Origin of the sequence: Planktotalea sp. (genome assembly GCF_018607995.1) — a bacterium.
GTDB lineage: Bacteria > Pseudomonadota > Alphaproteobacteria > Rhodobacterales > Rhodobacteraceae > Planktotalea.
Window position 1 is genome coordinate 1 of record NZ_JABBAL010000002.1, and the last position, 21,781, is coordinate 21,781.

The 21,781-nt window shown below is 53.5% G+C and carries 22 protein-coding genes; 5 read left to right on the plus strand and 17 right to left on the minus strand.

Annotation, left to right across the window (positions count from 1 at the left end):
- The 4 genes from QZ280_RS00295 to QZ280_RS00310 form a co-directional block, all read left to right on the plus strand.
- On the plus strand, nt 1–1,199 hold a 1,199-nt coding region (locus QZ280_RS00295), incomplete at its 5' end, for an EF-Tu/IF-2/RF-3 family GTPase (RefSeq protein ID WP_293440033.1).
- A gap of 3 nt (nt 1,200–1,202) precedes the next feature.
- Nucleotides 1,203–1,412 carry a hypothetical protein gene (locus tag QZ280_RS00300; RefSeq protein ID WP_293440035.1) on the plus strand — a complete coding sequence of 70 codons (210 nt, stop codon included), beginning with the start codon at nt 1,203–1,205 and terminating at the stop codon, nt 1,410–1,412.
- 118 nt (nt 1,413–1,530) lie between these two features.
- Nucleotides 1,531–3,087 (plus strand): glycosyltransferase family 2 protein, encoded by a 1,557-nt coding sequence (locus tag QZ280_RS00305; protein WP_293440037.1) that lies wholly within the window; start codon nt 1,531–1,533, stop codon nt 3,085–3,087.
- Nucleotides 3,088–3,237: 150 nt separating this feature from the next.
- The gene (locus QZ280_RS00310; protein WP_293440038.1) at nt 3,238–4,725 is read left to right on the plus strand and encodes a DEAD/DEAH box helicase; all 1,488 of its coding nucleotides are present in this window, start codon (nt 3,238–3,240) and stop codon (nt 4,723–4,725) included.
- A gap of 65 nt (nt 4,726–4,790) precedes the next feature.
- Here QZ280_RS00310 and QZ280_RS00315 read toward each other — a convergent pair whose 3' ends face one another.
- Nucleotides 4,791–5,279, minus strand: coding sequence for a hypothetical protein (locus QZ280_RS00315; protein ID WP_293440039.1), 489 nt, complete (start codon nt 5,277–5,279; stop codon nt 4,791–4,793).
- A gap of 250 nt (nt 5,280–5,529) precedes the next feature.
- Between QZ280_RS00315 and QZ280_RS00320 the strand changes: the two genes are divergently transcribed.
- Nucleotides 5,530–5,895 carry a MarR family transcriptional regulator gene (locus QZ280_RS00320; RefSeq protein WP_293440041.1) on the plus strand — a complete coding sequence of 122 codons (366 nt, stop codon included), beginning with the start codon at nt 5,530–5,532 and terminating at the stop codon, nt 5,893–5,895.
- Here the strand turns inward: QZ280_RS00320 and QZ280_RS00325 are convergent.
- From QZ280_RS00325 to nuoF, 16 genes are all read right to left on the minus strand, one after another.
- Entirely contained in the window at nt 5,892–7,559 is a 1,668-nt protein-coding gene (locus tag QZ280_RS00325) for a ribonuclease J (protein WP_293440043.1), read from the minus strand. The two genes, QZ280_RS00320 and QZ280_RS00325, sit on opposite strands and share 4 nt — an antisense overlap.
- Nucleotides 7,560–7,565: 6 nt before the next feature.
- Nucleotides 7,566–8,339, minus strand: a complete 774-nt coding sequence (locus QZ280_RS00330; RefSeq protein ID WP_293440045.1) for a type III pantothenate kinase — start codon at nt 8,337–8,339, stop codon at nt 7,566–7,568.
- A gap of 15 nt (nt 8,340–8,354) precedes the next feature.
- Nucleotides 8,355–9,113 (minus strand): biotin--[acetyl-CoA-carboxylase] ligase, encoded by a 759-nt coding sequence (locus QZ280_RS00335; protein ID WP_293440047.1) that lies wholly within the window; start codon nt 9,111–9,113, stop codon nt 8,355–8,357.
- Nucleotides 9,103–10,545 carry an NADH-quinone oxidoreductase subunit NuoN gene (nuoN, locus tag QZ280_RS00340; RefSeq protein WP_293440049.1) on the minus strand — a complete coding sequence of 481 codons (1,443 nt, stop codon included), beginning with the start codon at nt 10,543–10,545 and terminating at the stop codon, nt 9,103–9,105. Before nuoN ends, QZ280_RS00335 begins: the two co-directional genes overlap by 11 nt.
- Nucleotides 10,546–10,560: 15 nt before the next feature.
- Nucleotides 10,561–12,105: an NADH-quinone oxidoreductase subunit M gene (locus QZ280_RS00345; protein WP_293440050.1), complete on the minus strand. Its 1,545-nt coding sequence runs from the start codon at nt 12,103–12,105 to the stop codon at nt 10,561–10,563.
- Nucleotides 12,105–14,216: an NADH-quinone oxidoreductase subunit L gene (gene nuoL, locus QZ280_RS00350; protein WP_293440052.1), complete on the minus strand. Its 2,112-nt coding sequence runs from the start codon at nt 14,214–14,216 to the stop codon at nt 12,105–12,107. Before nuoL ends, QZ280_RS00345 begins: the two co-directional genes overlap by 1 nt.
- A gap of 4 nt (nt 14,217–14,220) precedes the next feature.
- Nucleotides 14,221–14,526 carry an NADH-quinone oxidoreductase subunit NuoK gene (gene nuoK, locus QZ280_RS00355; RefSeq protein ID WP_072630106.1) on the minus strand — a complete coding sequence of 102 codons (306 nt, stop codon included), beginning with the start codon at nt 14,524–14,526 and terminating at the stop codon, nt 14,221–14,223.
- A gap of 99 nt (nt 14,527–14,625) precedes the next feature.
- Complete coding sequence (locus QZ280_RS00360) at nt 14,626–15,234, minus strand: NADH-quinone oxidoreductase subunit J (protein ID WP_293440057.1); 609 nt, start codon at nt 15,232–15,234, stop codon at nt 14,626–14,628.
- The gene (locus QZ280_RS00365) at nt 15,231–15,638 is read right to left on the minus strand and encodes a carboxymuconolactone decarboxylase family protein (RefSeq protein WP_293440058.1); all 408 of its coding nucleotides are present in this window, start codon (nt 15,636–15,638) and stop codon (nt 15,231–15,233) included. The genes QZ280_RS00360 and QZ280_RS00365 overlap by 4 nt, the downstream gene beginning before the upstream one ends.
- Nucleotides 15,635–16,129: an NADH-quinone oxidoreductase subunit NuoI gene (nuoI, locus tag QZ280_RS00370; protein ID WP_293440059.1), complete on the minus strand. Its 495-nt coding sequence runs from the start codon at nt 16,127–16,129 to the stop codon at nt 15,635–15,637. Before nuoI ends, QZ280_RS00365 begins: the two co-directional genes overlap by 4 nt.
- A 3-nt stretch (nt 16,130–16,132) precedes the next feature.
- Nucleotides 16,133–17,173 (minus strand): NADH-quinone oxidoreductase subunit NuoH, encoded by a 1,041-nt coding sequence (gene nuoH, locus QZ280_RS00375; protein WP_293440060.1) that lies wholly within the window; start codon nt 17,171–17,173, stop codon nt 16,133–16,135.
- A 7-nt stretch (nt 17,174–17,180) separates the two neighbouring features.
- Nucleotides 17,181–17,558 (minus strand): hypothetical protein, encoded by a 378-nt coding sequence (locus tag QZ280_RS00380; protein ID WP_293440061.1) that lies wholly within the window; start codon nt 17,556–17,558, stop codon nt 17,181–17,183.
- Nucleotides 17,559–17,581: 23 nt separating this feature from the next.
- On the minus strand, nt 17,582–19,603 hold the full coding sequence (gene nuoG / locus QZ280_RS00385) for an NADH-quinone oxidoreductase subunit NuoG (RefSeq protein ID WP_293440063.1): 2,022 nt from the start codon (nt 19,601–19,603) through the stop codon (nt 17,582–17,584).
- A gap of 3 nt (nt 19,604–19,606) precedes the next feature.
- Complete coding sequence (locus QZ280_RS00390) at nt 19,607–20,017, minus strand: DUF5333 domain-containing protein (protein WP_293440065.1); 411 nt, start codon at nt 20,015–20,017, stop codon at nt 19,607–19,609.
- A gap of 130 nt (nt 20,018–20,147) precedes the next feature.
- Nucleotides 20,148–20,477, minus strand: coding sequence for a hypothetical protein (locus QZ280_RS00395; RefSeq protein WP_293440067.1), 330 nt, complete (start codon nt 20,475–20,477; stop codon nt 20,148–20,150).
- Entirely contained in the window at nt 20,474–21,775 is a 1,302-nt protein-coding gene (gene nuoF / locus QZ280_RS00400) for an NADH-quinone oxidoreductase subunit NuoF (protein ID WP_293440068.1), read from the minus strand. Before nuoF ends, QZ280_RS00395 begins: the two co-directional genes overlap by 4 nt.
- Nucleotides 21,776–21,781 lie beyond the last annotated feature (6 nt).

Consider the following 21,781-nt stretch of genomic DNA (forward strand, 5'->3'; position numbering starts at 1 on the left):
GCGATCTGCCGATCCTGACGTTTTGTAACAAGATGGACCGTGAAAGCCGCGATACCTTTGATATAATTGATGAAATTCAAGAAAATCTCGCCATCGACGTGACCCCAGCCAGCTGGCCTATCGGGGTCGGCCCTGACTTTATGGGCTGCTATGATATGCTGAATGACAGGCTAGAGCTTATGGACCGCGCGGACCGCAATAAGGTCGCGGATTCCATCGAGATCAACGGTCTTGATGATCCTGCGCTTGCGGAACATGTGCCTGCGCATTTGCTCGACAAACTCAAAGAAGACGTTGAAATGGCACGCGAATTGCTGCCAACACTTAACCCGCAATCCGTGTTGGAAGGCCATATGACGCCGATCTGGTTCGGTTCGGCGATCAACTCTTTCGGCGTTAAAGAATTGATGGATGGCATTGGCACGTACGGGCCGGAGCCGCAGATCCAGCGCGCCTCTCCGCGTGAAATTTCGCCTGAAGAGAAGAAAGTCGCGGGCTTCGTGTTCAAAGTGCAGGCTAACATGGACCCCAAGCACCGCGACCGCGTCGCCTTTGTGCGCTTAGCTTCCGGCCATTTTAAACGCGGTATGAAACTGACCCATGTGCGCTCGAAAAAGCCTATGGCGATCTCGAATCCTGTGCTTTTCCTTGCTTCTGATCGCGAGCTAGCGGAGGAAGGCTGGGCCGGCGACATCATCGGCATCCCCAACCACGGTCAATTGCGGATCGGCGATACACTGACCGAAGGCGAAGCACTGCGCGTCACGGGTATCCCTTCTTTTGCACCGGAATTGTTGCAAGGCGTACGTGCGGGCGATCCGTTAAAATCTAAGCACTTGGAAAAAGCTTTGATGCAATTTGCAGAAGAGGGGGCGGCGAAGGTCTTCAAGCCCACTTTCGGCTCAGGCTATATCGTCGGCGTTGTTGGCGCGCTACAATTTGAAGTGCTCGCAAGCCGTATTGAATTGGAATACGGTCTGCCTGTGCGATTTGATCAAAGCCAATTCACCTCTGCGCGCTGGGTTCTGGGGGACAAAAAGGCGGTAGATGCCTTCGCAGAGGCCAATAAAGCCCATATCGCGACGGACAATGACGGCGACACTGTCTACCTCACGCGCCTGCAATGGGATATTGACCGAGTCGCGCGAGACTACCCCGATGTCACACTCAGCGCGACAAAGGAAATGATGCTCCAATAGCGCTTGCTGGTTGCACCCCATACGGGCATCTTGCGCAGTATTAGCAATCCTGACGACACACACGAAACGCCCCCCGCCCTGACCTATGAGGGCGGGCTTGAGGCGATCGTCACCCGTATGCAAGCCCGCGAAAAACCGCTGAGTTTTGCGACGGATGAAGCGCTTGCGACTTTGGATACCGATCTCGCAGCGTTGCGCAAAAAAATTGGTTGAAGAAGTTGATCCAGAGCATGTTACCCGTCCTAAACAGCAATCGGGGAATCAACGTAAGTTATTGGAATTGAATACAGAAATTCTGAGGCCGCCGGAACTCTGCAAATTGCAAGGGCTCTTGACCGCCCATCTGCGCAAATCCGATCAGCCTGCACATACGATGGCTTTGTTCACCCACATTTGGGCTGAACAGGCTGATTTCATGCTTCAACATCTTGATCCGCGCTGGCTCGCCTCTGCGATTATCACCTTTGGCAATCACGGCCAGACCGAAGTGCAGCGCCGTGTCGGGCAATCGATGAGCGTGTTATTCGCGGCCATGAAGCTCTATGAATCCGAGCGGCTTTTTTCCGGTTTCACCCCCGATAATGCGTTTAAATTGAAACGCTTGGCCTCTGCGCCGCTGCCCTTGAACATGGACCGTTACGCTTTGGTGTCTGGCGGGCTTGATGTGAATATGCTCGGACGCTTGTGGCTCGACGCCAAGAAGGATGACGTGATTGCCCCCCTCGCGCATCACCTTTTGAACCTGATAAACGCCGATCCGGGCACTGTGTTTCGCCGCTTTAATACCCTACGTGGCCGCAAATTACGTCAGCGCGCGCAGAAACAAAGCGCCAATGACGATCCCGACCCTGAGCCTGCGCACACCCCCGCTAAGGCAAAGTCGCACAGCTGGGGCATTGTCAGCACGATCAAAGCACCACTTAAAGAGGTGTTAGGTTTTGTCGCCTATCACCTGGAACAGGGCGCGCATCGTGTGTACGTTTATCTGGATGATGCTGATGTTGCGACCTATGCGGCGCTTAAATCCCATCCAAAGGTGCGCGTTACCGATACCGATGAGGCCTATTGGCAAAAGAAAGGTGGCCGGCCACACAAACACCAAGCCCGCCAAACAATGAACGCAGCCGATGCTTATACCAAACGTGTCGAGGTCGCATGGCTTGCACACATTGATCATGACGAGTTTCTTGTTTGGAACACGCCGCTTTCGGCGCAACTTGCGGCCTTGGGCGCGGATTGCCTCTGCGCGCGCATCCGTCCCGTTGAAGCTTTGGAGTGGGAAGGCCCACAAACAGAGCCACGTCCGTTCAAGAGCTTCGTTTTACTGATGCAAGAGCGTCGTAAAGTTACCAAAACACTCTACCCTCGTTTTGGTGCACATCTTAGCGGTCGGTTCCTTAGCCATGTAGCTGGAAAATTGATCTATCGCACTGGAATCGAAGGGTTTTCAGTTAAGATTCACAACGCATTCCTTGGCGATCAACTAAACCCGGGGCAACAGGAACTATCAGACACTCGCTTGTGCCATTTGCATGGGGACACATGGGACACTTGGCAAGCAAACTATGCCTACCGCAAATCAAAAGGGGCCTATCGCGCCGAGCTGAACGCGCCCTTTGATCAGGGCAAAGGCGGGTTGAACATGCACAGCTTTCTCAACACGCTCGAAGCCGAGGGCGGCACACAAGCGCTGCGCGTCTTTTATACGGAGGTCTGCACAGCACGGCCTGACCTTCTCAAAGCGCTCGAAATGCATGGTCTTTTGCACTGGTATCGCATTGATCCAGACGCTGCGTTGCATGAGCAGTTTCCGAATAGCCCCTCATCTTTTCTAAAACGGAAACAAACTGCGCTATTCTTGTCCCTAAGTTCGCTAAAAGTCCGCTAAAATCGATATAAATCCAAGGTGATTTGACCGCAGGCAGCTTTTTCGCTATCCCGTCATCCAAGGCCCATGGAGTGCAAAGACACTCGATCAATCGGATTTGGCCTGATCTAGATGCACGGGCCAAGTTGTGTCCGTAAGCTACGGAAACACATGACAAAGTTCTCAGATCTGAATCTGGACCCAAAGGTCCTTAAAGCCATCGATGACGCTGGCTACGAATCCCCAACCCCGATCCAAGAAGGCGCGATTCCACCAGCGCTGGAAGGCCGCGATGTACTCGGAATTGCGCAAACGGGCACGGGTAAAACCGCTAGCTTCACGCTACCGATGATCACCATGCTGGGCAAAGGTCGTGCACGCGCACGCATGCCGCGCTCTTTGGTGCTTTGCCCAACGCGCGAATTGGCCGCACAAGTTGCCGAAAATTTCGATACATACACGAAATACCACAAGAAACTAAGTAAAGCGCTTTTGATCGGGGGCGTGTCATTTAAAGAACAAGACCGTCTGATCGACAAAGGCGTGGACGTGTTGATCGCAACACCCGGTCGCCTGCTGGATCACGTTGAGCGCGGCAAACTGTTGTTGACGGGTGTGCAGGTCATGGTCGTTGATGAGGCCGATCGCATGCTCGACATGGGCTTCATTCCCGATATCGAACGTATCTTTGGCCTGACACCCTTTACCCGTCAAACGCTGTTCTTCTCGGCCACCATGGCCCCTGAAATCGAACGCATCACCAACACCTTCCTGTCCAACCCTGCCCGCGTCGAAGTTGCGCGTCAGGCGACCGCGTCCGAGAACATCGAACAGGTCGTGATGATGTTCAAAGGCTCACGCAGGGATCGCGAAGGCACGGAAAAGCGCAAAGCACTACGCAAACTGATCGACGCTGAAGGTGACGCCTGCACCAACGCGATCATCTTTTGTAACCGCAAAATGGATGTGGATGTCGTTGCTAAGTCGTTGAAAAAGTATGGGTATGATGCAGCGCCCATTCACGGCGATCTCGATCAAAGCCAGCGCACAAAGACCTTGGACGGCTTTCGCGAAGGCGGTTTGCGCTTTCTTGTTGCCTCTGATGTTGCGGCGCGTGGACTTGATGTCCCTTCGGTGAGCCATGTTTTCAACTTTGATGTACCAGGTCACGCAGAAGACTATGTGCACCGCATTGGTCGTACAGGACGCGCTGGTCGTGATGGCAAAGCCGTAATGATCTGCGTACCACGGGACGAGAAGAATTTCGACGCGATTGAAAAGCTGATCCAAAAGCAGATCACGCGCATCGATAATCCGTTGAAGCCTGCTGACGCCCCTGCGCCGAGCGAGGCAAAAGCTGATGGCGCATCGCCCGCGCGCGAAGACAAGCCAAAGCGCACGCGCACACGTTTGCGCAACAAGCCCAAAGACGACGCGCCAAAGAAGGAAGTCCAAGCAGACGCACCCGTCGTCGCGGCTGAGGTTGAGCCTGCTAAGGCAGAACCGAATACAGCGGCATCCAAGCAAGCCTCAAGCGAAAACAACTCACGCAGCCGCTCCAACCGTGGACGTGGTGGCGGCAACAACAACGTTGTGGGATTGGGCGATCACCTTCCTGGCTTTATCGCGATGAGCTTTGAAGAGCGCAGCGCAAACTAAAGCACTAATATTGAAATGAGAAAGCCCCGAACACGCAGTTTGCGGTTTGGGGCTTTTCTTTTGTTCTAAATCCTTTGCGTCGGGCGGATCATCCGCATACCACCTGAGATCAACCCAGTGACAATAGCGGCAATCGCAAGTGTCATCGCTATCGTGAGCGAGATAAACTTGAGCGCTGCAAAGCTGGAATAGATGTAGGCCAACATCTGTGGGATGGCCGCTTCGAACTGCATTAGCCAAAATGACATTAAGTTCTCAAGCGCATCTAAAGTACCGCCTGAAAAGGCGAAGAACGCGGCTCCTATTCCCATCGAAACCGTCGCGCAGCTTGCCTGGCCAAGGCGCGCAATCAACGTGCCGAGGCAAATGCCAAAGAAAGTCGCCGAAGCGATAAAGGCAAAATCGAACATTTGGGTTTGCACATAGGTGCCAAACGTCCCCGCCGCGAGCATCGCGCCGTAATAGCCAAGGATCGTCAACCCATCAAAGGCTAACTGTCCCGTCGCAAAGTCAACTGGATGACCCGAGGCCGCATAGAGCTTGTCCAGAGACAAGCGTGTCCATTAGAACGCAGCAAAGCTAACACTCGTCAGTGTCGCGTGAAGCCAAAGTGGCGTTGCAAGTGCAGCAGTCTTTAGTGAGCAAAACATGGGATCATCCCTTCAATATTTCATTCCATAGAATACTTATGCAAGCCAAGTTGTGAAATCGACACTGAAGTCACCAGAACACATTGAAAAATAAGATAAACTTGTGGCTTCTCTCAGTATCGGCACACAGCTATTCAGCACAAGAATGGGCGCAATGCTGGATCGATTCGGCCTTACGGAGGCACAATTCTCGTTTCTGAATCACCTCGCCCGTCGGATGCCTGAGGGGCAAAGCGTGACCGCGATTGCCGCCGCTGTTGAAGTGAAACAACCTGCCGTATCCAAGATGGTTACTAAATTTGAGGGTATGGGCTGGGCACGTTTCGAAGCGATGCAAAACGATGCGCGCACGAAACACGTGTTTCTCACCCAAGCGGGCCAAGCACATCTGCCTGATGTGCAACGCGCGCTTTTGCCTGATTATATGGCGATGATGGACGGGTGGCGCGATGAGGACATAGCATCCCTCACCGCGCAACTTTTTAGATTGGTCGATTGGTTCGACAAGAACCGGCTTTAGGCCAGTCGCGACACCACAATCGTGACTTCCGGCTTTTTACCGATTTCCGCATTGCAGCTTTGACGCACTTGGCGTTTGATCGCCTCTTCCAGCTTCTTGTCGTCGCGCATGGTCTTACCGTTTGAGCGACCGATTAACTGGCTGAGGTCTTCTTCAACCACATCAACCAGCGGCGCGCGTGACTTGCCTTGATCCGCAAGGCCCATCAGCTCGCACCATGGATCGCCCAGCATTTCATCGTTTTCATCGATGATGACCGTCACGGTGATATGTCCATTCAAAGCCATACGCATACGGTCGCGCACCACGCCGTCAAGCGCGCCGACTTGCACGGAACCGTCCAAATACGTGCGTCCTGTTTCGATGTAATCTGCAACCTTTGGAGCATTGCCTGAGAGGTCAATCATCATGCCGTTAACCGCCACGATCCCCTTCAAACCCTTGGCTTCAGCGATCTTCACATGCGTGCGCAGGTGGCGATGTTCGCCGTGCATCGGGATCAACATTTGTGGCTTGGTGATTTCGTGCATCTTTTCCAGATCAGGACGGTTCGCATGGCCCGACACGTGATACAGGCCAGAGCTGTCATCGATAACATCCACACCCTTTTCGGAGAGTTGGTTGATGATATAGATCACACCGCGCTCATTTCCCGGGATGGTTTTGGAGGAAAATAAGAACGTGTCGCCCTCTTTCAACATCAGGCCTTGGTACTTGCCACGCGCCAATTGCGCAGAGGCCGCGCGGCGTTCGCCTTGCGAACCTGTCACGAGAAGCATCACATTTTCGCGCGGCAGTTGCGTTGCGTCTTCAGGATTGATGCAGGTAGGGAAGTCGCTGAGCACGCCCGTTTCGATCGAGGCTTCCACCATGCGCCGCATCGCACGACCCAAGAGCACGACAGACCGCCCTGCCCGCACACCAGCTTCCGCCAGCGTTTTCACCCGCGCCACGTTGGAGGCGAAGGTCGTTGCCACAACCATACCTGGTTGATCCTTGATCAGTTTTTCGATCTCGGGCCCGACGGTGATTTCGGACCGGCCTTCATTCAACGAAAATACGTTTGTTGAATCGCAGACCAGTGCTTTGACGCCGTCTTTGGATACATCGCGCCAGAGTTGCTCATCAAACGCTTCGCCCACCAGCGGGGTTTCGTCGATTTTGAAATCGCCTGTGTGCAAAACGCGCCCGTCTGGGCTGTCGATGCACAGACCAGAGCTTTCGGGGATAGAATGTGAAATCGGCAAGAAGCCAACACTAAACGGTCCCGCTTTCACAACCTCAGGCCAAGGGGAAACAGTCGTGACTGCTTTCGCTTCAACCCCATATTCATCTAGTTTGCGACGCGCGATATTCGCCGTAAACGCGCGCGTATAAATCGGCGCTTTCAGTTGCTCATAAAAGTGACCAATTGCGCCGACATGATCCTCATGGGCGTGGGTGATGAAGATCGCCTCCAGATCATTTCGGCGCTCTTTCAGCCAGGTGATATCGGGCAGGATCAAATCCACCCCCGGGGTGCCGTCCATGTCAGGAAAAGTCACGCCAAGATCCACAAGGATCAGTTTTTCTTTGCCCGGTTTCCCGTAGCCGTATACATAGGCATTCATGCCAATTTCGCCCGCCCCGCCAAGGGGAAGGTAGATCAAACGCTCTGCGCTCATTTCGGTTTATCCGTTCTTCTTATTATGCTCGTGGATTACGATCAGACCATGCATAGTGAGGTCATCTTCAATCACATCAAACAAGTTTTCGGCTGACGCAAACAGCGGGGCAAGACCGCCTGTGCCAACCACTTTCATCGGCTTGCCATATTCATTCTTGATCCGGCTGGTAATACCTTCGATGAGGCCTGTATAGCCCCAGAACACACCTGACTGGATGCATTCGACTGTATTCACGCCGATCACATGCTCTGGCTGGGAAATATCCACATGCGGGAGCGCGGCCGCACCAAGTGCCAGCGCTTCAAGCGAGAGATTCACACCGGGCGAAATCACCCCGCCTACATATGCGCCATCCTCTGCGACCACATCGAAATTGGTAGCGGTACCAAAGTCAACGACGACTACATTGCCGCCATGACGATCATAGGCCCCTGCCGCATTGGCCAAACGATCAGGACCTACCTTTGTGCCTGCATCAACACGTGGCGCATGTGGCAGCGCGCACTCCGGCTTGCCAACGACCAAAGGGCGGCAATTGAAAAAGCGATCCGAAAAAATACGCAAGTTGAACACAACGCGCGGCACTGTCGCTGAAATGATCACATCTTTGATGTCGAGTTCGATATCGTAATGCTTCACCAAGGTTGAAAACCAAGTGAAATACGCATCCGCTGTACGCCCATGATGGGTCGAGGTGCGCAGCGTGCAGAGCCAATTCGTGCCGTCCCAAATTGAGAACACCGTATTCGTATTGCCGCAATCAATCGCCAGAAGCATCGCGTCTCTCCGCGTTTAGAAAAATACATCCGCGGCGGCAATTGCCACACGGCCCTCAGAGGTCTTTAGAACAAGGTTGCCCTGTGCGTCTACCGTCTCGAACGTGCCAGTAGTTTCACTGTTCATGGTGCGCGCTGTGATCACTTCGCCCAGTTTTGCCGCGCGTGCGAGCCAAGCGTCGCAGATCGGGGCGAACCCATAGGTAGTGAACTGGCTTTCTTGACGCGCGTAGGCACTGGCGAGCAAATCAAGAAAATCCTCGGGGGCGACCGCAACGCCAGTTTCCGACAGGAGTGAAACCGGCCGCATCGCCCGCGCTTCCAAGTCTGAGGCCAAAGGCGCATCCGCAAGGTTCACACCGATCCCAATCGCGAGATGAGAAATACCGCCGCCTGTCCCAATACTTTCCAGCAAAATGCCGGCGACTTTACCACCATTGAGCAACACATCGTTTGGCCATTTCAGCGCAAGCGATTGCGCCTGAACACCGCAGGCAATGAGAGCATCAAAAAGCGCGAGCGAGGCCACGAAAGAGCGCAGCGCAACCACATCGGGCGTCTCGTGCGGATGTAGCACCAGAGTGGCGGCGAAATTACCTTTGGGAAAGTACCACGCGCGGCCACGACGGCCACGCGACGCAGTCTGTTTCAGAGCCAAGATCCATTCCGGCCCTGCAAGCGATCCTGCGATACGCGCAGCTTCTGCGTTGGTGCTATCGACCTCGAACAACACACGTCGGCCATAGCCAAGTGGAAAGCCTGTCTTAGTTAACAAGCGTCGCCGCCGCTGCCGCCGCTGCACCTTCAACACCGAAGAGGTTAATTAGGCCCAAGACCATGATCGCTGCGGAAGCCATTAAAAAACCCCACAGAACGGGTGAGTTGCTCTTGTCTAGCGTTTCATCAGGCTCTTCGCCAAAGTACATATAATAGACGATGCGCAGGTAATAATAGGCACCAATGACCGACGCGATCACGCCAGCTACGGCCAGCCACGCAAGACCCGCTTCATAGGCAGCACGCAGTACGTAGAGCTTGCCAAAGAAGCCAACCATTGGCGGTACACCAGCCATGGAAAACAGCAAAATTAACATCGCCAAGGCTTTGCCTGGCTCGCGTTTCGCGTATTGGTTAAGCGCGCCAATATCAGTCACCGCTTGGCCGTCCTTCTCCATCGACAGGATGAACGCAAAGGTTCCAATATTCATCGTCACATAGATCGCCATGTAAACAAGCATCGCTTCAACACCCAAAACCGTACCCGCCGCGAGGCCCATTAGCGCGTAGCCCATATGCGCGATGGACGAGAAGGCCATCAGACGTTTGATATTGGTTTGGCCAATGGCTGCGAAGGCGCCAAGGAACATGGACACAAGCGAAAGCAAAGCGATCACTTGGCTCCAATCGCTGACGGCGCCACCAAATGCATCATGCAAAACACGTGCAAAAAGACCCATAGCTGCAATTTTCGGCGCTGTCGCAAAGAACGCAGTGACAGGCGTTGGTGCACCTTCATAGACGTCAGGCGTCCACATGTGGAACGGCACTGCGGAAACTTTGAAAGCGAGACCTGAAATGATGAACACCAGACCAAATAGCAAGCCGATTGAGATATGGCCCTTTGTTGCGGTCTGGATGATGTCAGAGAACAGTGTCGTACCGGCATAGCCGTATGTCAGCGATGCACCATAGAGCAGCAAACCAGAGCTGAGCGCGCCAAGGACAAAATACTTAAGGCCGGCTTCGGTCGAGCGCGCACTGTCGCGACGCAAGGACGCCACCACATAAAGCGCAAGCGATTGCAACTCGAGGCCCATGTAAAGCGTCAGCAGATCACCGGCCGAGACCATGACCATCATGCCAACTACGCTAAGCGCGACAAGCACCGGGTATTCAAAGCGCAGCAAGCTTTTGCGTTGCATATATTCCTGGCTCATCACCAAAACGGCAGCAGAGGAAAGCAAAATAGCAACCTTTGCAAAGCGCGAAAACGCATCGTCGACGAACATTCCGCCAAAGGCTGCATTCGTACCTTCGCCGCTCACGCCGATCCAAAGCGCCAGCGCAAGAAACACAGCCGCCGTCGCCCAAACCAGCACAGGACCCATTTTGTCCTTGGATGTGTAGACCGCGCCTAACAAAGCTCCTATCGCGAAGAGCGACAGAACAATTTCCGGCAGTATGATGTTCAGGTCAGCCTGTATCATGGTGCAGCGCTTTCTTTAGTTCGTGGCGGCAGTCTGGAGCGCGTCTTGTGCGCTTGCCAGTGCCGTTTCATAGTTGGACACCAGCGCTTCAACCGAAGGGCCGATGATATCGAGGACGAGCGCAGGATAGACACCAAGAAGCAGTGTCATCACTACAAGCGGCGCGAAAATCGCACGCTCGCGCGTTGACATGTCGGTGATCGTGCGCAGGCTTTCTTTGATCAGATCGCCCATCACAACACGGCGATAGAGCCAAAGCGCGTAAGCCGCAGACAGGATTACACCCGCCGTTGCAACTGCCGCAACCCATGTGTTGACTTGGAATACGCCGATCAATGTCAGGAATTCACCGACAAAGCCCGATGTACCCGGCAGACCTACGTTCGCCATCGTGAAGAACATGAAGATCAGCGCGTAAGCTGGCATGCGTGTCACAAGACCACCATAAGCATCAATTTCGCGCGTGTGCATCCGGTCGTAGATCACACCGACACAGAGGAATAGCGCACCAGAAATGAAACCGTGGCTGATCATCTGGAAGATCGCGCCGTCAATTCCCTGCTGGTTCGCTGCAAAAATACCCATTGTGACGTAGCCCATATGCGCGACGGATGAATAAGCGATCAGCTTTTTCATATCTTCCTGCACCAGCGCCACCAGCGAGGTGTACACAATCGCGATCGCAGACATCCACAAGATCAGCGGTGTCATCAACTCTGCGCCCACAGGGAACATTGGCAAACTAAACCGCAAGAACCCGTAGCCCCCCATCTTCAACAGGATCGCCGCCAGCACGACCGAGCCTGCCGTCGGAGCCTGGACGTGCGCATCTGGCAACCATGTGTGCACAGGCCACATGGGCATTTTCACCGCGAAACTCGCAAAGAAAGCGAGGAACATCAGCGTCTGCAAGCCGCCAACCACTTGAATGCCGAGCAATGAGAAGTTCTCAGAACCGAAAGAATGCGTCATCAGTGTTGGAATGTCAGTTGTGCCTGCATCCACAAACATCGCCACCATCGCCACCAACATCAGAACCGACCCGAGGAAGGTGTAGAGAAAGAACTTGTAACTCGCATAAATGCGGTTCGCGCCGCCCCAAATGCCGATGATCAAGAACATAGGGATCAGGCCCGCCTCGAAGAAAACATAGAACAATACAAGATCAAGCGCCATGAACACGCCCAACATCAGTGTTTCTAAGAGCAAGAACGCGATCATATATTCTTTGACGCGCGTATTCACGTCCCAGCTCGCCGCGATCACCAGTGGCATCATGAAGGTCGTTAGCATCACGAAGAGCACGGAAATTCCATCCACGCCCATCTTATACTGCATGCCCATGACCCAGCTGGCTTCTTCAACCATTTGGAAACCCGTGTTGGAGCTATCGAACTGGAACAAAATGAACAGCGACACGACAAAAGTAGCACTTGTTGCAATCATAGCCAGCCACTTGGCATTACGCGCGGCAGCTTCATCGTCACCGCGTAGGAAAAGCGCCAAAATCAGAGCCGCAAGCGCGGGAATGAAAGTGACAATGGAAAGGAGGTTATCCATTAGTGCGCTCCTCCGGAGAACGTCATCCACGTGACCAGAACCACAATTCCGATCACCATGGCGAAGGCATAGGTAAAGATATAGCCGGACTGCGCACGACCTGCGAGGCGCGTGAAGAAGGGAACAATACCCATCGCCACACCGTTCAAAGTACCGTCAATCACATCTCCATCACCGCGCTTCCAGAAGAAGCGACCGATCATCGAGGCTGGCTTGACGAAGACAGCGTCATACAGCTCATCAAAGTACCATTTGTTGAGCAAGAAGTTGTAAAGCGGACGGTTAGTTTCCATCGCACGCTTCGGCATTTTCGGGTCCCAAATGTAGAACCACATCGCCAACAAGAAACCTATCACCATCGCGATAAACGGGCTGAGCTTTACCCAAGTCGGGACATAGTGCGCGTCGTACAGAACATGGTTGTCCTTATGCGTGTAAATCGCGCCTTCGCCCGGCTTGCCAGTGAAGGCGTAGGACGTCTTTTTCTTTTTGCCGTCATCTTTGGCTGCGTGATCATCTTTAGCTTCACCGTGATCATCAGAGTGATCATCCTTTTCGCCATGCTCTGACGCTTCCGCGTAAGGCACACCAAAGAAGCCCGCGACCTCATTCGTTTTACCAAAGAAGCTGCCGTACCAGATGGCACCCGCAAAGATCGCCCCAAAGCTGAGAACACCAAGTGGCACCAACATCACCATCGGGCTTTCATGTGCATGCTCATGCGTATGCTTGTCACCGCGCGCCTTGCCGTAGAAGGTCAGGAACATCAAACGCCAGCTATAAAAGCTTGTGAACAGCGCCGCGATCACTAGCATCCAGAAGGCATATCCGCCATCTGTTCCCGCATAGGCGCTTTCAATCACGGCATCTTTAGACGCGAAACCCGCAAAGCCGATCCAGCCAGACAGCGGAATACCAACGCCCGTAATCGCCAATGTACCGATCATCATCGCCCAGAACGTGTATGGGATTTTCTTACGAAGAGCACCGTAGTTACGCATATCCTGCTCATGATGCATCGCGTGAATGACCGAACCTGCACCAAGGAACAACATCGCTTTGAAGAACGCATGCGTGAAGAGGTGGAACATCGCGACGGAGTAAACACCAACGCCCGCGGCCACAAACATATAGCCCAGCTGAGACATCGTTGAATAAGCAATCACGCGCTTGATATCGTTTTGCACCAGACCGATGGTTGCGGCGACAAAAGCAGTCGTTGCACCTAGGAATGTAATGAAGGCGGTCGCCTCCGGCGCGTATTCCATCAAAGGCGACATGCGGCATACAAGGAATACACCCGCAGTCACCATTGTCGCGGCGTGGATCAATGCGGATACAGGTGTCGGACCTTCCATCGCGTCCGGCAACCATGTGTGCAAGAACAACTGCGCCGATTTACCCATCGCACCAATGAACAAGAGGACCGCGATCAAGTTAGCCGCATTCCACTCTGCCCAAAGGAAGGTGACCTGCGTTTCCGCCAAAGCCGGAACTGCGGCAAAGATATCGTCAAACTTGACACTATCCGTAAGGTAATAGAGCGCGAAGATACCCAGTGCGAAACCGAAGTCACCGACACGGTTCACAACGAACGCTTTGATCGCCGCCGCGTTTGCTGTGGGTTTACGATAGTAAAACCCGATCAATAGGTAGGACGCGACGCCAACCCCTTCCCAACCAAAGAACATCTGCACAAGGTTGTCAGAGGTCACCAGCATCAACATCGCAAAGGTAAAGAACGACAGGTATGCGAAAAAGCGCGGCTTGTAGCTTTCGCCCTCTTTCCACTGGGGATCGTCAGCCATGTAGCCAAAGGAATAAAGGTGCACCAGCGCCGAAACCGTCGTAATCACGATCAACATAATCGCGGTGAGGCGGTCCAAACGGATCGCCCAATCTGTACTCAGGCTACCACTTTCGATCCAACGCAAAATCTGCACTTTTTCCGTGACGCCGTCATGCCCCAAAAAGACAATCCAGCTAAAGAAACAAGCAACAAAGAGCAGGCCCGTGGTCACCCACATTGCGCCCTTTTCACCGATCAAGCGCCAGCCAAAGCCACCAATAAGTGCACCGATAAGAGGCGCGAAAAGAATGAGCGTTTCCATCTGATCAGCCTTTCATCACGTTGACATCTTCGACCGCAATCGTTCCGCGGGTACGGAAGAAACAGACAAGGATCGCAAGGCCAATCGCGGCCTCCGCGGCAGCGACAGTCAGAACAAAGAGCGTGAACACCTGTCCAACCAAATCACCAAGGAAACTGGAGAAAGCAACAAGGTTTATGTTCACCGCCAGCAGCATCAGCTCAATCGACATGAGCAGAATGATCACATTCTTGCGGTTCACAAAGAGCCCGAAAATGCCGATGACAAACAGCGTTGCTGCGACCGTCAGGTAATGCTCAAGACCGATCATTGTCGATGTCCTTGTTATTGTTCGTATTCTTAGAATTCAGGTAGAGCACAACCGTCGCGCCGATTGCGGCTCCGAATAGTATGTATGCAGCAAGAACAATCACAGCCCCTGCCCTGGTTTAACGTCTTTCAGCTCCATCGCTTTTGCTGGGTCCCGGTGCATTTGCGCCATCACGTCTTGGCGCTTCACATCGGTACGGTGGCGCAGCGTCAAAACAATCGCGCCAATCATCGCAACCAGCAGGATCATCCCAGAGAGCTGGAAAATCAGGAAGTATTGGTCATAAAGTAAAAGGCCAAGTGCCTCAGTATTATGCGCATCCGTCGGTGTGACCGCTCCGCGTAGGCCTGCGGCTTGATCACTCGCTTCCCAAACGCCGAAGGCCATGGTGAATTGCATCAGTAAAACAAGGCCGATCAGCAACGCTAGCGGCATGTATTTCGCCATTTCCGCTTTCAGTTCTGCAAAATCGATGTCGAGCATCATGACAACGAACAAGAACAAAACCGCGACCGCGCCGACGTAAACGATGATCAACAGCATTGCCACGAACTCCGCGCCAAGTAGTACGAACAGACCCGCAGAGGACAGGAACGCAAGGATCAACCACAACACAGAGTGCACCGGATTGCGGCTGATCACTGTGAACAGGCCGCCCGTGATCGTGCAGATCGCAAACAGGTAAAAGGTAAATACAGCGACGCTCATGTTTGCGCTTCCTTGCTAACTTGCAAAACCTCATTCGCGAATTCCATCGCGCGGGTCATGGCGGGGAGACCGGCAAACATCGACATTTGTGCAATGCTTTCAGTCACTTCATCTTTCGTTGCACCCGCCTCGACAGCATGGCGCACGGTCATTCTAATCTGCGTTTCATTCTGCGCGCCTTGCATGGTCAAACCAGCCAGCGTCAGCAGCAATCGTGTCTTTGCATCTAAGCCCTCCTTGGACGCACCTTTGCCGAAAGACATTTCCATCATGTCCTTCGTCATTGTCGGCCAAAGATTTTCCATTGCCTGCGCGGACGCACCCGAAAGCGCAGGATTGAAGGCTTTCGCCATCTCCTGAGCTTGGGCCATCATCATAGCAAAGGGGTTGTTCGCATCAGTCATCGGTAGGGCGCATCAATCTCAAGGTTGCGCGCAATCTGCGCTTCCCAACGATCGCCGTTCTCAAGCAATTTGTCCTTGTCGTAAAACAGCTCTTCACGGGTTTCGGTGGCAAATTCAAAGTTTGGCCCTTCGACAATCGCATCTACAGGACAAGCTTCTTGGCAGAAACCACAGTAAATGCATTTGGTCATATCGATGTCATAGCGCGTGGTGCGGCGGCTGCCGTCATCGCGTGCCTCCGCATCGATCGTGATCGCTTGCGCAGGGCAAACCGCTTCGCAAAGCTTACACGCAATACAACGCTCTTCGCCATTCGGGTAACGACGTAAAGCGTGCTCACCACGGAAACGAGGGGACAAAGGCCCCTTTTCATGCGGGTAGTTCAGCGTCACTTTCGGTGAGAACATATAGCGCAGACCAAGGCCGAAACCTTTCACAAAGTCTGCAAGAAGGAAGTACTTGGCCGCGCGGCCATAATCGAAGTCAGCCATTGGTTAACCTCCTACTGTCCAGCGCGCGTAAACGCCCCAGAACCATCCAAATTTTGCAGCAAACGCGACGAACACGACCCAAGCGAGGCTCATAGGTAGGAAGATTTTCCAACCAATGCGCATCAATTGGTCATAGCGGTAGCGTGGTGTGATCGCCTTCACCATGGAGAAGAAGAAGAACACCAAGAGCATTTTGCTCACCATCCAGAAGATGCCATCGGGCAAACCTGGGATCGGTGACAACCATCCGCCAAAAAACATCAGCGAGATCAGCGCACACATCAGAACGACGGCAACGAGTTCACCGATCATGAACAACAAGAACGGCGTCGAGGAATATTCCACCTGATAGCCCGCGACCAATTCGGATTCTGCTTCAGGAAGGTCAAACGGTGGACGGTTCGTTTCGGCAAGCGCCGAGATGAAGAAAAGCACCAACATCGGGAAGTGCGGCAGCCAATACCAGCTGAGCAGTCCGTAGTCGCTATCCTGTGCAGCGACGATCGTACCGAAATTCATAGACCCCGACGACAGGATAATACCGATAATAATCAAGCCGATAGAGACCTCATAAGAGATCATCTGCGCGGCAGAACGCAAACTTCCAAGGAATGGGTACTTCGAGTTAGACGCCCAACCACCCATGATCACGCCGTATACTTCGAGCGATGACACAGCGAAGACATAAAGGATCGCCACGTTGATTTCCGACAGCACCCAGCCTTCGTTAAACGGGATCACCGCCCAAGCGATCAGGCTCATCACCAAAGTGACCATCGGCGCCATCAAGAAGACCACTTTGTCCGCGCCCGCAGGGAAGACGACTTCCTTAACGATGTATTTCAGAAAGTCCGCAAAACTTTGCAGCAGACCGAACACGCCAACGACGTTAGGTCCGCGGCGCATCATGACAGCAGCCCAGATTTTTCGATCCGCGTACATCAAGAATGCAAGCGCGAGCAGCAAAGGGATCACGAGCAAGAAGATTTGCCCAACGATTGTCAGGCCCATGCCCAATGTTGTGGTGGTGAAAAAGTCGTACATTAGGTCCTCACACCGTCGGTATCTTGTTCTCGTCGCAGGCCGAAACCGTGACTTCTGCATCTATCGTTTTCAGCCCACACGGGAGCGCTGGCGAGATGGTATAAACAGCATCCCGGACCCATGTGCCACCCTCTCCGGCAGTGTTTGTGCGTAAATGACACGCAAAACCATAACCGCTGATTAACGCGCACTGAGCGGCGGCACATTCTACGTAGGCGTCCACGTCAGAATTATCGCGCGCGCCCTTCATTTTTACTTGAAAGTTCACCAAATCACCATCGAGAAGGCGCGTTTGCACGCCCTCATATTCCAGCTTGAACGGCGTTGGTTTATCACTTGTTTGCTGTTCACCGCCAGATACAGCGCTAGCGAGCGCCAGTGTCATTGAGGATATGATCGCCGCTGATCTCACTCTGCAGCAATCTTATCTGAAGCGCGGCGCGCTTTTGCATTCGCCGACAGCTCTGCCATCAACTCGGACGCGCGGGCAATTGGGTTGCTCAGGTAGAAATCGCTGATCGCATTGCGGAATTCTGCTTTGCCCATCTTTTTGGCTGGCAGCGCGTCCCATTCGTTCTCAGGCACTTCGTCGATGTCTGCAAGATGGGGAACCTCTGCAATCAAAGCGGTGCGCAATCCTGCAAGACTGTCATATGGCAGTGTCGCATCAAGTTCTGCAGACAACGCACGCAAAATTGCCCAGTTCTCTTTTGCTTCACCCGGTGCAAACCCAGCGCGCATCGCAAGTTGCGGACGCCCTTCTGTGTTTACGAACAAGCCCTGCTCTTCCGTATAGGCTGAGCCCGGCAGAATGATATCGGCACGGTGCGCCCCTCGATCACCGTGGCTGCCTTGGTAAATCACGAACGCCCCTGTATCAATGTCGACTTCGTCAGAACCAAGGTTATAAATCACCTCCACATCCGAAGTTGCCGCTTCAACGCCACCATTCGTGGTGCACCCAACATCCATCGCACCAACGCGACCTGCGGCTGTGTGAAGTACCATAAATTTCGATTGCGCCGCCGCGGCGGCCGTCATTGCCGTGCCAAGCACAGCTTCGCCATCAGCTTCTTGCAATGCGCCCTGACCGATGATCATCACGCCAGCTTTGCCGCGTTTTTTGGAATGATCCATATCTGCAATCTTCTGCAGCGCCGCGCGATCAGTGCCGAGGTGAATGTAGTCATATGTCAGTTCAACCGGCTCACCGATCAACGCAACGGTCGCGCCTTTTGTCCAAGCTTTGCGGATGCGCGCGTTCAGAACAGGCGCTTCAATCACAGGATTAGACCCGATGATGAAGATCATCTCAGCGTCATCAAAATCTTCGATCTTGGCGTTTCCAACATAGCCAGAGCGATTGCCAGCAGGCAGCTTCGCTTTGTCCGTGCGACATTCAACATTGCCGCCCATGCCTTCAATCATTTGCTTCAACGCAAACGCTGCCTCTACAGGAACCAAATCGCCAACGAGACCCGCAACTTTCTTGCCCTTCATTGCGGCGGCAGCTGCGCAAAGTGCCTCGCCCCAATTGGAAGGACGCAATTTGCCATTCTTGCGGATATAAGGGCGGTCCAGACGTTGACGGCGCAGGCCATCCCAAACAAAGCGCGTTTTGTCGGAAATCCACTCTTCGTTCACACCGTCATGGTTGCGCGGCAACATGCGCATCACTTCACGGCCCTTTGTGTCAACACGGATAGAGCTGCCAAGCGCATCCATCACATCAATGGACTCAGTCTTCGTCAGTTCCCAAGGGCGCGCAGTAAAGGCGTAAGGCTTCGAGACCAACGCCCCAACAGGGCACAAATCGATGATGTTGCCCTGCATGTTACTATCCAAAGTTTCGCCCAAGTAAGACGTGATCTCTGCATCCTCACCGCGACCTGTTTGGCCCATCTGCGTGATACCCGCGATCTCAGATGTGAAGCGCACACAACGGGTGCAAGAAATGCAACGCGTCATATGGGTTTCGACCAACGGGCCTAGATCCAGATCGTCCGTTGCACGCTTTGGCTCGCGGAAACGCGAAAAATCGACGCCATAGGCCATGGCTTGATCTTGCAAATCGCACTCGCCACCCTGATCGCAGATCGGGCAATCAAGCGGGTGGTTAATCAGCAAAAATTCCATCACGCCCTCGCGCGCTCTCTTGACCATGGGCGAGTTAGTCTTGACCACAGGTGGCTGACCTTCTGGACCGGGGCGCAAATCACGCACCTGCATAGCGCAAGACGCGGCAGGCTTGGGTGGACCACCCACGACCTCAACAAGGCACATGCGGCAGTTGCCAGCAATCGTCAGACGCTCGTGATAGCAGAAACGAGGGATCTCGACCCCCGCCTCTTCACAGGCCTGAATAAGGGTCATCGCCCCGTCTACTTCGACTTCATTACCGTCGATGATGATCTTGCGTAGGTCGGACATGTTCTACCTTGCTCTTAGAAGAACGCCAATTTGGCTGCGTTTCTTGATTTCCGCGCGGCCCAAACGGCACATAGATGCGGCATCGGATGTGGAAGCACCATTCTGCGCGAGATAAACCTGACCGCGTTTGCGCATCTTGGTCTTCTCGGTTTTGCTTTTGGTGTATCTATTGATTTCATCGTTCGAATAGCCCTTGGAACGCGCGTCACGCTTGAGAGAATTCAAAAAGCCGAGTGCCCTAAAGGTGCGCGCGGAAATACTATCACAGCGATTACGAATTTCGTCGGCAATGCCCACAGCTAACAGGCCGTTGTTGATTTGTGTTTCGTTTTGCAACCCTTTGGCGGAAAGAGGTGCTGCAAACGCAAGGCTCATGGCGAAAAGGGAAGCGGTGAATGTACATGTCAAATGCATGTTGTTTCTCCTGTCATGCAAACTGCTCTCAAAGCTCGGCGCGCTTCAAAGCTGCGTGCCAAGAGCTGATACCCAAGTGGGGTTTGAACGGCTTGATATGCAATAGCACCCCTTATTTCGTTGAATTTCATCATTCTGCACAGCGTCCTTGCACAGTCAGAACGTCTCCGACAACATTCAGCGCAGTCGCTTCGGCTTCGGGGCTTGCGACCCACTCGATATCGGAACGACCATATCTGCGAACGCAATATGACGCGCCCTCAAACCGTGCGGCTTCGCGGGCGCCCTCAAGGCTTTGGCTAACCGGAGAAGCAGAGGCGACGAAGTTGCGCTTGTCCTCTTTGTCCGCTTGCAAGCGACCATTGAATTGCTGGCCATCAAACAAGACCATCTTGTCTGGATCAGAACAGCCAGCCAATAGGCCAATCACGCCAACACATATGAGCGTCGCACGGATCATTTCGCAGCAACCGCGCGTGTTATTTTGCCGGTGATCTGCGCTTTGATGCGATCTTCGATTTCATCACGGAAGTTATTGATCAAACCTTGGATCGGCCAAGCCGCAGCATCGCCAAGTGCGCAAATCGTGTGACCCTCGACCTGCTTGGTCACGTCCCAAAGCATATCAATCTCGGACGGGTCCGCATTGCCGTGAACCAAGCGTTCCATGACACGCATCATCCAGCCAGTGCCTTCGCGACACGGCGTACACTGACCACAGCTTTCATGCTTGTAGAACTTCGCAAGACGCCAAATCGCTTTGATAATATCAGTGTCTTTGTCCATGACGATGACCGCCGCCGTGCCAAGACCGGATCCCAAATCATTACGCAAATAATCGAAATCCATTGTCGCATCACGCATCTTTTCGCCACGCACGCAAGGCACCGAAGATCCGCCCGGAATGACCGCTTTTAAGTTATCCCAACCGCCTTTGATGCCGCCGCAATGGGTTTCGATCAGCTCTTCGAACGAAATGCTCATAGCTTCTTCAACGACGCATGGATTATTCACATGGCCAGAGATCGCAAAGAGCTTGGTGCCCGCATTATTCGGACGCCCAAAGCTGGAAAACCATTCAGGACCACGGCGCAAAATTGTCGGTACCACCGCGATAGATTCTACATTGTTTACAGTCGTCGGACAGCCATATAAGCCTGCACCCGCAGGGAACGGCGGTTTCATACGCGGCATGCCCTTTTTGCCCTCAAGGCTTTCGAGCAGCGCGGTTTCTTCGCCGCAAATATACGCTCCTGCCCCGTGGTGCAAGTAGATGTCAAAATCCCAACCGGATTTGGCTGCGTTCTTACCAACCAGACCGGCGTCATATGCCTCATCAATCGCGGCTTGCAGCGCTTCTTTTTCACGGATGTACTCGCCGCGAATGTAAATATAGCAGGCGTTCGCGTTCATAGCGAAGCTCGCGATCAAGCAGCCCTCAATCAGCGTATGCGGGTCGTGGCGCATGATCTCGCGATCTTTACACGTTCCCGGCTCAGATTCATCCGCGTTCACAACAAGATAAGCAGGCCGTCCGTCACTTTCCTTGGGCATAAACGACCATTTCAAACCTGTCGGGAAACCAGCACCACCACGCCCACGCAGGCCAGAGGCTTTCATCTGATCAATGACCCAATCACGACCCTTTTTGATGATCGCGGCTGTGCCGTCCCAATGTCCACGCGCTTGCGCACCCTTAAGGGTACGGTCATGCATGCCATAGAGGTTGGTAAAAATGCGATCCTTATCGGCTAGCATCTTAAG

Bases quoted from the DNA above. Each gene is read 5' to 3' on its own strand.
- QZ280_RS00310 (WP_293440038.1), top strand. From the start codon at position 3,238: ATGACAAAGTTCTCAGATCTGAATCTGGACCCAAAGGTCCTTAAAGCC.
- QZ280_RS00320 (WP_293440041.1), top strand. From the start codon at position 5,530: ATGCTGGATCGATTCGGCCTTACGGAGGCACAATTCTCGTTTCTGAAT.
- QZ280_RS00325 (WP_293440043.1), bottom strand. From the start codon at position 7,559: ATGAGCGCAGAGCGTTTGATCTACCTTCCCCTTGGCGGGGCGGGCGAA.
- QZ280_RS00330 (WP_293440045.1), bottom strand. From the start codon at position 8,339: ATGCTTCTGGCGATTGATTGCGGCAATACGAATACGGTGTTCTCAATT.
- nuoN (WP_293440049.1), bottom strand. From the start codon at position 10,545: ATGATACAGGCTGACCTGAACATCATACTGCCGGAAATTGTTCTGTCG.
- QZ280_RS00345 (WP_293440050.1), bottom strand. From the start codon at position 12,105: ATGGATAACCTCCTTTCCATTGTCACTTTCATTCCCGCGCTTGCGGCT.
- nuoL (WP_293440052.1), bottom strand. From the start codon at position 14,216: ATGGAAACGCTCATTCTTTTCGCGCCTCTTATCGGTGCACTTATTGGT.
- nuoK (WP_072630106.1), bottom strand. From the start codon at position 14,526: ATGATCGGTCTTGAGCATTACCTGACGGTCGCAGCAACGCTGTTTGTC.
- QZ280_RS00360 (WP_293440057.1), bottom strand. From the start codon at position 15,234: ATGAGCGTCGCTGTATTTACCTTTTACCTGTTTGCGATCTGCACGATC.
- QZ280_RS00365 (WP_293440058.1), bottom strand. From the start codon at position 15,638: ATGACTGATGCGAACAACCCCTTTGCTATGATGATGGCCCAAGCTCAG.
- nuoI (WP_293440059.1), bottom strand. From the start codon at position 16,129: ATGGCTGACTTCGATTATGGCCGCGCGGCCAAGTACTTCCTTCTTGCA.
- nuoH (WP_293440060.1), bottom strand. From the start codon at position 17,173: ATGTACGACTTTTTCACCACCACAACATTGGGCATGGGCCTGACAATC.
- QZ280_RS00380 (WP_293440061.1), bottom strand. From the start codon at position 17,558: ATGACACTGGCGCTCGCTAGCGCTGTATCTGGCGGTGAACAGCAAACA.
- nuoG (WP_293440063.1), bottom strand. From the start codon at position 19,603: ATGTCCGACCTACGCAAGATCATCATCGACGGTAATGAAGTCGAAGTA.
- QZ280_RS00390 (WP_293440065.1), bottom strand. From the start codon at position 20,017: ATGCATTTGACATGTACATTCACCGCTTCCCTTTTCGCCATGAGCCTT.
- QZ280_RS00395 (WP_293440067.1), bottom strand. From the start codon at position 20,477: ATGATCCGTGCGACGCTCATATGTGTTGGCGTGATTGGCCTATTGGCT.
- nuoF (WP_293440068.1), bottom strand. From the start codon at position 21,775: ATGCTAGCCGATAAGGATCGCATTTTTACCAACCTCTATGGCATGCAT.